The organism is Modestobacter sp. DSM 44400, from assembly GCF_900107175.1.
Lineage (GTDB): Bacteria > Actinomycetota > Actinomycetes > Mycobacteriales > Geodermatophilaceae > Modestobacter.
Genome location: NZ_FNOZ01000091.1, coordinates 1 through 7575, shown reverse-complemented (window position 1 = coordinate 7575; position 7575 = coordinate 1). Strand labels below are relative to the sequence as shown.

Sequence of the window (7575 nt, the reverse complement as noted above, 5' to 3'; positions counted from 1 at the left end):
TGGACTCTCGACAAGTCCCATTCTCGCAGGTCAGGGGCACTTTCCGTTTGATCAACTTCCCGTCGAGGCCGGCTGGTATGAAATCTCGAGGTTAGTGCCCATGCCGCCGCGGAGGATGACCGGGTCGTGCCCGTGCTCGCGCAGCGCGGCGGCGAGGCGGTCGAGGTGGTCGGTCCACTGGGTGAGCACCAGGCAGTGCCGGCCGCGGGCCAGTGCGGCGACCACATCGGTGACGACCTGCGCCGTGCGGACGTCGTCGGCGACGAGGTCGCGGTAGATCGCGGCGATACCGCCGGGCGCGGCCGGGTCGGCCTCGCCGGTGTACCGGAAACCGGTCGGGTGCACCTGCAACACCGGCTCGGGTGCCGGCGAGTCGAGGGACCGGGCGCCGAGGGTGCCGGTCGGTGCCGGGGTGAGGGTGTGCCGGATTGGCCCGAGTTGCAGGCCGATGACGTCGTCGAGCTGGTCACGGCGGTACGGGGTGGCGGTCAGACCGAGCCAGCGACGGGCCGGAATCTGCTGGACGGCGTGTTCGAAGGCGGCTGCCGGAACGTGGTGGCACTCGTCGACGACGACCAGCCCGTAGCCGGCGGTCAGCTGGGCGACGTCCTCGGCGCGGGCAAGGGTCTGGAGGGTGGCGACGTCGACGATGCCGGTGGTCTTGCTGCGCCCGCCGCCGCGCTGGCCGGCTGTGATGCCCAGCAGGCCGCGAATCCGTGTTCGCCACTGGTCGGCCAGTGCTTTACGGTCGACCAGTACCAGGGTCGAGACGGCGTGCTGCGCGATCAGCGCGCAGGCGATGACCGTCTTGCCCGTACCGGGTGGAGCGACGAGGACGCCGAGCTCGTGCCTGGCCAGGGCGTCGCGTGCGGCCTGCTGCTCGGGGTCGAGCTGAGCGGCGAAGCCGAAGGTGTGCAATCGTCCCGGGTCGCGTCGGTCGGTGAGCTCCAGGCGGCTGCCGGCCTGTTCGACCAGGGCGGTGAGCCGGTCGAGTAGCCCGCGGGGCAGGATCAGGTCGCCGGTGAGCGTCTCGTCGTAGCTGCGCAGGAAGCGCGGGGTGTCCCAGGTGGAGGCCCGTCGGCGCTGGCGCTCGTAGAAGGCCGGGTTGGGCATCGAGGCGGCGTGCTTGAGCGTCGCCAGCAGTGGTGGCGACAGGTCTGCACCGTCGACGGTGATCGCGGCGCCGAGCACGGCGTGGACGGCGGCCGGCGGCTGGACGGCGATCCTGGTCGAGGTCGGGGCCCGGAGCCGGTCGACCTGAGCACCGACGGGAACCTGGCCCAGCCGCTGCGCCAGCCGGGTGACCTCTTTGGGGGTGAGCCGACCGAGGCTGGACAGGTAGGCCCACTGATCCTCGTGGGGCTCCAGGGTGGCCAGGTCCAGGAACACCGTGGCCCCGCGACGGCGGGCGCGGCCCTGCAGCGGCGCGGCGATCAGGTTGCCGAGCCCACCGACCTGAAGAACGTCTTGGGAGGGGAAGAGCCGGTCGTAGCTGGCCAGGTCCATCCGCCCCCGCACAGCGATCGCCTCCCGCAGCAGGCCGCTGCCCACCTGCCGGGCGGTCGCCGCCGGGACCTTGGCGGTGAAGAACAGCCACACGTGCGCGCCCAGGCCCGAGCGGGACACCTCCAGCGCGGCGGATGCGCCGGCGGCGCGGGCCGCCTTCAGATAGGCCAGCGCATCCAGCATGGCGGTGGCGCCGTCGAAGTCCGCGGCCAACCAACAGCAGCGGTCGCCGTCCAGCAGCGGGTACAGGCCCAGCTCCAGCTCTCCGGAGAGATGAGCAGTGATCACCTCCCCGGTCAGCGGAAGGTACTCACGCTCCACCGCCGGAATGCCCTTACGCCAGCCACCTCGCACCGCCGGCGTCCAGCCCGACCGACCCGACCGGGCGTTCTCCCACCGGAGGGCGTACACATCCGGGCGGGCCGCGAACAACGCCGCGAAGAAGGCGACCTTGGCCACCGCCGGCGAGCCGGCGTGCACCGGGCCGGGGGCTGCGTCGAACACGCCGGTCTGCACCGGGCCCGGTGGCCGTGCCTCTCTGGAAGTCAGCTCCAGCAGGCGCAGCAGACGGGCGTTCTCCGCCCGCACTCGGGCCACCTCGTCGCGCAGCCCCGAGAGCTCGTCGTCCAGATCGACGAACGGCAGCGTGCCCTGCTCCGGGTCCGAAGTTCTGGGCACGCCCTTCATCATGGCGCGAAAACGACCTCACGCGATCTCTGCCCAGACTCGGCCGACTCGAGCGTCAACGGACAGCGGCCCGGGCTGTTCCTGGCACGGCCTTCCGGTACCCGAGGGACCTTACAGCGAGGAGGTCCCCGGCAAATCCAGGACGGTTCGGAGGAGAACTTCTACCGCTGAACGGCTGCGGACCGCGCTCTGCCCAGAGTGCGGGGGGCAGAATGCGGTCCGCAGGGGTGGTTCAGCGGTTGACGCCCCCGTCGGTCCCGGCGTCGGGGGCCTGGTCTGCGGGGGCCTGGACGTCGACCGGCGCCGGGGCGGGAGCCGGGGCGCTACGGCGGGCCTGCTCGGCCTGCTCGGCCTGCTCGGGCTGGGTGGCCTGACCGCCCTGCACGGTCTGCTGGGGCTGGTGGGCATCCCGGGCGTCCTCGCTGATCTGCTGGCCGTCGACGCCGCCGTCGCGGGCGTCCTGGCTGACCGTGGTGCCGTAGGCGTCCTGGCTGTCCGTGTCGGCGGTCTGCTCGGTGGCCTTGGTCGGCGTGGGTTCGGTCGGCGTGGGTTCGGTCGGCGCGACGTCCGTCTGGCAGGTGTCGGCGTCCGTCGCGGGTGCGTCGGTGGTCTGGTCGCCCGAGCCGGGGACGTTGAAGGGGCTGACGGACTCGATGATCGCGGCTGCCTGGTCCTGCACGGCGGTGGGCAGCACACCGGCGGCGCCGGCGGTGGTGACTCTGGCCAGGGTGATGCCCAGGCCTTGAAGTCCTTGCCCGCGACGCTGGACTTGCTGCGCGCCGCGAGGGGTGAGAAGGACGGATCCTTCTACTACTAGACGGTTCGGAGGAGACCCTCGACTGCGCCAGGCAGCTCCTGGTGTCGGGATCCCTTTATCGACGGGATCGGCCGATAGGTGGGGGAGGCGACGGTGCTATCCCCGTCCCCGTCGCCCGGGGGGAGCGCTGTGATGACAGCTCGACTTCGGCGGATCGGTGACGGACTGGCCCTACTCGCTGGCGCCCGCCCTGACCTCCTCGAGGCGGTGCCGACTGCGCGCGCCCGGTACGTCGCGCTGGGCGGTGTCCTGCTCAACACCGGCGGGCTCGCCGTTCTGTCGGCGTCGTTCGCCGTGCACATGGCGTTGGGCGCACCATGGCCCGTGGCGGTGATCTTCGGTCTGGGCTGGGGCGTCGTCATGGTCAACCTTGACCGGATGCTGCTGGTTGGGATGGCGTACGACTCGTCGATCCGGCCTAACCTCCTGCTCGCCGTACCGCGGGTCGCTCTTGCGCTGGTGCTGGGGGCCGTGGTTCCCGCACGCCACCCAGATCGCCAAGGTCACCCGCAGCCGCAAGCGCTCGGGGAAGAAGCGCTCCCAGGAGACCGTCTACCTCGTCACCTCCCTCGATCACCGACAAGCAGCACCGGCACAACTGGCGGCCTACGTCCGCGGGCAGTGGTCGATCGAGAACGGCCTGCACTGGATCCGCGATGTGACCCGACGTGAGGACGCCTCCCAGGTCTGAACCGACCACGCACCGCAAAACCTCGCCGCGCTCCGCAACCTCGTGATCAACCTGCTCCGGCTCGACGGACGAGACAACATCGCCGCCGCCCACCGCCACTGCCGCGACGGCCCGGTCGATGATGGCCGCGACCTGCGCCGGCCTCGTGGCGAACTCCACGTCGACCGGGATGCCGGCCTCGGCGCACCGGTAAGGGTCGTTGAACCACGATTCCTTGGGAATGTAGAGCTCACGGTCGATGAGCGCCCGGCCTCCGGCGGAGTTGACGTAAGCCAGAAAGGTGCCGATCTGGCAGTTGTCAATGCGCCCGAGTGTGCCCGAGTACTGCCGCTGCACGCCGGCCGACTTCTTTCCTTTCTTGGCGAACCCGGTCGGGTCCGCGATTACGACACCTCTGGGGTCGCCGAGGTTCTCCATCGCATAGTCGCGGCCGATGTCGCGCAGCGCGTCGGCATCCCAGGAGGCAAGGTTGAGGAACCGTTGCATCGCCTTCGGTTCCTTCTCGCCAACAAATTCGGCGATCGTCCAACCGTTCTTTCGCTCGATCGGCGCCAACAGCCCCTCGAGATATTGGCGGACATGCGCACGCGACTTCGGATGGACGAACAGCCCCGAGATCCGGCCGGTCAGGTCCTCGAACTCGGCCGACCACTCCTGAAGGTCTGTGCAGGACACGGCATCATTGTCCGGGCAGCACCGCATCGATCAACAGCAGCACTCCGCCACGTGATCACCGCGTTGCCACGCCGGGGCTGCAAGCTGTAGTACTAGGGGCTTCAGGCTTCTACAGCGGACTCGGTGTCAGCCGACCGGTCCACGGTTCATGTCGGAGAGCCATTAAATGCCTATGGCCGCCCCGCCTCCTGTTGACAGCGTAACCTCAAGGCGTCTAACCTACAGTTTTTATGGCTCATCCCTACAAGGAAGAAGAGAACGCGTGCGGCCCCGACATCGCACATTTCGAAGCGAGGCAGTGTTGGTTTCAACGCCCGTTTAAAGTACTTGACGTGCGTCGCTCGGTTGCGATGCTTGCGCCTGATGCCGCTTTTGGGATGACATGGGTCACGAGATGTAGTAACAAGCTAGCTTTGCAACCGGGAAGTGTTCAATGAGCTCATTGAAAATTGCCGAGGCCAGTGGAACTCGCACGAAAGGGTGTCAGTCATATGAGTCCGCAAGGTTCCCTAAGAATCGTTGATATTCAGACCAAGGTTGCAAGCCGGAAACTCGCCGAGACCTTCGAGATTTTCATAGATCCTATAACCGCGTTGGGCCACGTTTTTGTACAGGTTCGCACGGAAGGGGGAGTCACCGGCTTAGGCGAGGTGTCGTCCCTGGGTCCATTTATGGGCGACTCCCCGCAGTTGATTGTGGATGCGATAGGCGAGTTGGCGCCGAAACTTATCGGCAAAAATGTTCTCGATCTCAACTCAATCGTCGGGGCGATGAACTCTACATTGAGATACAACCATGCTGCAAAGGCGGCTCTGGACTTCGCGTGCCACGATGCTGCTGGAAGGGCGCTGAACATTCCGACGTATCAACTGCTTGGCGGGCGGGTGAGGGACAGAATTGATTGCAGTTGGGTAATCGGGATCAAGCCGGTAGAGGCAACGCTAGAGGAGGGCGTTGTGCACGTTGAAGAAGGCTATAGGACGCTCAAGGTCAAGATCGGGCGTAACGACGAGGAGGACATTGAAAAGGTATTGCGCCTCCGTCGTGAAGTGGGCCCTGAGATCCGTATTCGACTGGACGCTAATCAAGCCTATACTGCGCCGCAAGCCATCCGCGTCCTCCAGGCAGTTACTGAGGCCAGGATAGACTCAGTGGAGCAGCCTTGCCGGGCTGAAGATCTATCAGGGGCGAGGCGGGTGCGTGAAATGGTCAGCATTCCGGTTCTAGCGGATGAGTCCATCTTTAGCGCAGCTGACGTCGTTACCGTTGCTGAGGCCCAGGCTGTGGACGCAGTGAATCTTAAACTCGTCAAGGCTGGCGGCATATTAGGAGGTCGGGAGGTCGCAACCGTCTGCCGCGCTTACGGTCTGCCATTCTTCGTAGGCAGCAACTTGGAACTGGCCCCTGGAATCTCTGCCAGTATCCATTCTGCGGCTTCTACCATGGGTGTCGCATTTGCTTCCGACATCTACGTGGGTCACCAGCAATATCGGGCAGATGGGCTGATAGCGCCAGAGTCGATCGTCGTACGCGATGGAGCGATCGATGTTACAGAAAATGTAGGCCTTGGGATCGACTCAGACGAGATATGGGAGCAGCTCTAGACGGAAGTTTCGTCCGCCTCTCGGGCTGATCCGGCGCTGACCAGCGATTTGATGATCTTGCGGGCCTTCTGGTGTAGGCACTGAAATGCGTGACTTCGGCGCGGCGATGTTGTCGCATCCACGTATGGGAAAGCGCACGGGCGAGGCGATACATGTGGCCACTACAACGGCTCTTCGGGGTTCCTGGTGAACGGCGGGGCGTGAGCCGGTGCTCATCGAGGTGATCCGGAGACGTTGAGGGCCCGTGGTCGGGCTGGGATGGGTGTTGTCGAGACAGCCCCAGCCAGATGAGGTCCACGAGCCGTGTTCAAGCTCAAGGGTTCGCAGCGTGATGCTGCGAGCGCGATCTTCAACCTGCCCGACTACCGGGTCACCGCCGTCGAGGAGGACGCCAGCGGCGTCGTTCGCGTGGTCGATATCGAGTCCACCGCCGCGCCGGGCTGCCCGGCGTGCGGGGTGCTCGCCGAGCGGGTGCACTCCCGCCGCCGCCAGCGACTACGGGACTTGCCGGTGGCGGGCCGGTGGAACTGGTGTGGGTCAAGCGCCGCTGGTTCTGCGAGCGGCCCCGCCGCCGCCGGGGACGTTCAGCGATGTCACCCACCAGGTGCCGGCCTACGCCCGCTCCACGGCCCGGCTGTGCCAGGCGCTGGTGGCCGCGGTCGTGGGCAGCGGCCGGGCGGCCAGCGAGGTCGCCCGGGCTCATCGGGTGTCCTGGTGGCTGGTCCAAACGACCCTAATCGTCATATTGACCTGTCGGGGGATCCTCCAGTACTTCTTCAGTTGACCTAACAGTCCGCCCTGAGCTGCCGTCAGCTCCCGCAGCGAACGCCCGCTGACGCACTGCTCGGGCACGTCCAGCTACCCGCGCGCCTGCACCCGCGGGTTCGGGCCGCGGACTCGCCGTCCCCTGAAATTGGAAAGTGGCCGCGGCTGCGGTGATGTAGTCGCCGTCGGCCCTAGCGACCGGACCATGTCCAGGGGCAGGCGCGTCTAGGAAGCGGACGACGTGCACGCCTGTCGGGGTACTCGCCGGCTGCCGGGAGATGGGGGACCGGCGAGGTGCGGGGGTGTCAGGCGGGCCACCGCACACCTCCGCACTGGTCGCGGCCGCCGACCGCTGCTGGCCGTCGAGGGCCCCGCGCGCTGACCACGCGGCGGCTGGCTGCCGATTTGGGCACATCGGTCTGCGAGCGGCTGGGTCAAGCCAACGCGACCATCACCCTGACCGTCTACCGACATGTCCACCACGGTATGGGGCGACAGGCAGCCGACGAGGTTGTCCCGGGTCTCGTGGAAGTTGAGGTGGCGGTCCCCTGCCTGCACCGGCCGTGAGGTAGGTGTTGGGCGTCCGCCAAGACACCGCTTCAGACAGGGGACCGCCGTGACCAAGAAGTACCAGAACGACAAGATCGACACGCCCGTCGGCGACGGGCTCGTCGTGCCCGAGCGGGTGAGTGTGGCGATGGCCGACATCGCCGGGTCGATGCGCGAAGGCCTGCTGGCGTTGGCCGTGGGCACCGGCCTGCAGGTCATGGCGGCGCTGATGGAGTCCGACGTGACCGCGGTGGCCGGCCCGAAGGGCAAGCATGACTCCG

General features: G+C 67.0%; 5 protein-coding genes and 3 pseudogenes. 5 read left to right on the top strand and 3 right to left on the bottom strand.

Annotated features, from left to right (window positions below):
* Window positions 1–51: 51 nt before the first annotated feature.
* Complete coding sequence (locus BLW04_RS24115) at window positions 52–2184, bottom strand: TOTE conflict system archaeo-eukaryotic primase domain-containing protein (protein ID WP_217631249.1); 2133 nt, start codon at window positions 2182–2184, stop codon at window positions 52–54.
* Window positions 2185–2425: 241 nt separating this feature from the next.
* Complete coding sequence (locus tag BLW04_RS24110; RefSeq protein ID WP_175484269.1) at window positions 2426–2872, bottom strand: hypothetical protein; 447 nt, start codon at window positions 2870–2872, stop codon at window positions 2426–2428.
* A gap of 270 nt (window positions 2873–3142) precedes the next feature.
* Here BLW04_RS24110 and BLW04_RS24105 point away from each other — a divergent pair.
* Window positions 3143–3427: pseudogene (locus tag BLW04_RS24105) on the top strand (DUF4407 domain-containing protein); the annotation flags it as partial.
* A 1-nt stretch (window position 3428) separates the two neighbouring features.
* Here the strand turns inward: BLW04_RS24105 and BLW04_RS27840 are convergent.
* On the bottom strand, window positions 3429–4376 hold the full coding sequence (locus BLW04_RS27840) for an IS701 family transposase (RefSeq protein ID WP_217631248.1): 948 nt from the start codon (window positions 4374–4376) through the stop codon (window positions 3429–3431).
* A gap of 491 nt (window positions 4377–4867) precedes the next feature.
* Here BLW04_RS27840 and BLW04_RS24090 point away from each other — a divergent pair, with 491 nt between their 5' ends.
* From BLW04_RS24090 to BLW04_RS24080, 4 genes and pseudogenes are all read left to right on the top strand, one after another.
* Complete coding sequence (locus BLW04_RS24090) at window positions 4868–5980, top strand: mandelate racemase/muconate lactonizing enzyme family protein (protein ID WP_091548043.1); 1113 nt, start codon at window positions 4868–4870, stop codon at window positions 5978–5980.
* A 303-nt stretch (window positions 5981–6283) separates the two neighbouring features.
* Window positions 6284–6463, top strand: a pseudogene (locus BLW04_RS29905) (ISL3 family transposase); the annotation flags it as partial.
* Between the two features lie 49 nt (window positions 6464–6512).
* A complete protein-coding gene (locus BLW04_RS27155) occupies window positions 6513–6764 on the top strand; it encodes a helix-turn-helix domain-containing protein (protein WP_091548041.1) in 252 nt (83 codons plus the stop codon).
* Window positions 6765–7361: 597 nt separating this feature from the next.
* Window positions 7362–7575: pseudogene (locus tag BLW04_RS24080) on the top strand (IS256 family transposase); the annotation flags it as partial.

Coding starts and splice junctions, on each gene's coding strand:
- BLW04_RS24090 (WP_091548043.1), top strand. CDS start 4,868: ATGAGTCCGCAAGGTTCCCTAAGAATCGTTGATATTCAGACCAAGGTT.